The sequence below is a fragment of the Roseovarius amoyensis genome, from assembly GCF_003260265.1.
GTDB lineage: Bacteria > Pseudomonadota > Alphaproteobacteria > Rhodobacterales > Rhodobacteraceae > Roseovarius > Roseovarius amoyensis.
The window spans coordinates 1-2,619 of sequence record NZ_QITQ01000068.1 but is presented as its reverse complement, the minus strand read 5'-3'; the positions used below and the strand labels follow the sequence as shown (position 1 = coordinate 2,619).

Below are 2,619 nucleotides of genomic sequence, written 5' to 3'. Positions count from 1 at the left end.
CTTGTCGGCGCTGTCCTTTGATGTTCCGGGTTTCTTGTTCATCTTCGCTCCTTAAAGGCTACGATGAACCAGAACCCCTCCGGTGTTCAAATCCTCAAATCTGTCCCACAGGTGCTGACGTCAGACAGGCCGATGAGGCGCGTTTTCTCGCCACACAGGCCCGCGACCCGGCGCCGCATTACGAGCATTCGACCTATGGCTACAATTATCGGCTTTCCAACATCTGCGCCGCCATCGGTCTGGGCCAGATGCAGGTACTCGATTCTCGGGTTGCGCGCCGGCGCGAAATCTTTGCCCGCTACGTGTCGGCGCTCTCTCGCCCCGGTATCGCCTTCATGCCCGAACCAGAGGGACTTCACTCGACCCGCTGGCTCACGGCCCTGACCATTGATCCGGCCGAAACCGGCGTGTCGCGCGAAGACATCCGCCTGATGCTGCTCGAGCATGGGATCGAGTCGCGCCCGCTGTGGAAGCCGATGCACCTGCAGCCGCTCTATACAGGCACGCCCTATCATGGCTCCGGCGTCGACGAGACGCTGTTTGAGACCGGGCTCTGCCTGCCTTCGGGCTCCGACATGAGCGACGCTCAGCAAGACGAGGTGACCGGCCATATCCTTGCGCTGCTCGACCAGCCGGGCTGAGGTCTGCCGACTTTGCGGCGGCGCCATATCGCCGACAGTGCGCAGTGTTTCGCGTCAGATGCGGGTGCAGCCTTATCCGGACATCCCACCGCTCACCCCACCTTCGCGCCCCAGAAGGACGTGTGATCGGCCGCGAAGTGCCCATCCTGCGCCCGGAAATACCCCTGCAGTTCGACGGTATCACCGGCCGTCAGTGGCACCATGGTCTGCAGCCAGATGGCGGTGGCGAGCGAAACGTGGGTGGCCGAGATTTCTCCGAGGGGGCCGCGGATTTCGGTGGTGCCGTTCAGCACGAGGCGCCCGCGCATGCGCGCGGAGGAGCTGGCATTGACCTTGTACATGAGAGTCGCGCCGAAGAGGTAGGTGCCGTCGACTGGCGCCACAAAATGGTTGTTGGCGGCGTAGAACGCGCCCTGATCGTTGTAGTCGGTGTTGTTGAGGCCGATCTTCGTCCAGGTCCCGACGCCAACATGTTTGTCGTAGTTCGTGTACGCCTTGAACCGCGGCAACCGGGGCTGGTCGACGATGCCATTGGCGTTGTCGACGCTCAGCCCGTCGAAGAAGGTGCTGCCGTCGGCGGAGACCGCGAGCCGGAAGCGGTCCGAGCCGAAGAGGCTGACCAGCGCCTTGGTCACGAAACCGGTTTGCAGCGTGTGCCCGAGATCGTCGCCCGCGGCCTCCTTGTTTAGCTGCAAGAAGAAATCGCCGGTGCCACCCTTGGCGACGGTCTTCGCCGTCCACAGCGCGGCGTTCAGCTTGGCCACGAACGGGTTCGAGGCGTCGGCCGTGGTGCCGAGCTCGAGCAGCGCGAGGTTCTGCAACGCCGCCGGGGTGGTTCCGACCCAGCCGAACCCGTCGTAGACCAGCAGCAGTCGTTCTCCGGGCAAACTCTCCCCCGGAGAGTTTGCTGATCCGTCTAACTCCTCAACCCACGCCCGCCAGCCGGCCCGAGGTCGGAGTTGAAGCCAGGCACCATCGACCCACTATGCGATGCTGTTGTCCCAGCCCGTCCAATTCCCTGTCGCGCTGGAAGCTACAAGGAAACGGTCGCCATCATTCGGGTCGGGCGGTGGCGCGCGCCAGGCCGCCTCTTGACTGCCATGACCGAAGAGGACCGCGTTCAGGGTCACCGGGACATCCAGCTTTGGTCATACCAGTCCGAAACGTTGCCCGGCCACTCGAGGGGCGCGCCACTCGTGTCCTTGAGTACGCCGCTCTCATGGAGAAACCGCGCCATCTGTGCGAAGCGGCCGGCGTCGATCCGGCCGACCGGGGTATCGCCGTCGCGGAGGTATTTGCCCTGCACGATCACGTCCATCGAACCGTGCACCAGCGCCGCGTTCGGGAAGTCACCGGCGGCGATCAGCATCTCGGCCGCCGCGTCGGGATGGTCGGCGGCCCATTCGTAACCTGCCTGGGTCGCCGTCATGAAGGCCACCACCACCTCGGGGTCGTCATGCAGGATCTCGGCGCGAGTGCCGATATAGCCGGTCTGCTGGTCGGGAATGCCATAATCGGCATAGGTGAAGGAGGATTGCTCGCGCCCCAGAAGCTCGCTGTTCACGCCTTCCCAGGTCGCGACTTCGAGGGTGAAGTCGACCCGGCCGGTGGCCAGCGCCTCGTAGGCGCCGGTGCCGAGCGTCACCGTGTCATAGACCGGATCACCGCCGTCATTGCGGATCATGGTCGAGATCAGCGCATCCTCCCAGTCGCTGCCGAAGCCCGCATAGGTCTTGCCCGACAGATCGGCGGGGCGGGATATCTCCGTGTTGGCGCTGTTGTAGACCAGCCGCCCCGCCTCGTGCTGCATCGTCGCCCAGAGCGCGACGATTTCGATACCCGAGGCGCGCGCGCTCATGAAGCCAAGCGAGGTCATGTAGGCGAAATCCGCGATCCCAGCCGCCAGCAACGCGGTGGAACTTGTATCGGAATAGGGCAGGATTTCCACGTCCAGCCTGGCCTCGTCGTACAGGCCGCG

4 protein-coding genes are annotated in these 2,619 nt (G+C 64.3%); 1 reads left to right on the top strand and 3 read right to left on the bottom strand.

Annotation, left to right across the window (positions count from 1 at the left end):
- Positions 1-641: DegT/DnrJ/EryC1/StrS family aminotransferase (locus DL899_RS19125; RefSeq protein ID WP_204355375.1), on the top strand; the 641-nt coding region annotated here is incomplete at its 5' end.
- 92 nt (positions 642-733) lie between these two features.
- Here the strand turns inward: DL899_RS19125 and DL899_RS19120 are convergent.
- From DL899_RS19120 to DL899_RS19115, 3 genes are all read right to left on the bottom strand, one after another.
- Entirely contained in the window at positions 734-1,528 is a 795-nt protein-coding gene (locus DL899_RS19120; RefSeq protein WP_239494778.1) for a hypothetical protein, read from the bottom strand.
- A gap of 96 nt (positions 1,529-1,624) precedes the next feature.
- On the bottom strand, positions 1,625-1,771 hold the full coding sequence (locus DL899_RS20035; RefSeq protein WP_239494777.1) for a DUF2793 domain-containing protein: 147 nt from the start codon (positions 1,769-1,771) through the stop codon (positions 1,625-1,627).
- Positions 1,768-2,619: ABC transporter substrate-binding protein (locus DL899_RS19115; protein ID WP_111735899.1), on the bottom strand; the 852-nt coding region annotated here is incomplete at its 5' end. The genes DL899_RS20035 and DL899_RS19115, both read right to left, overlap by 4 nt.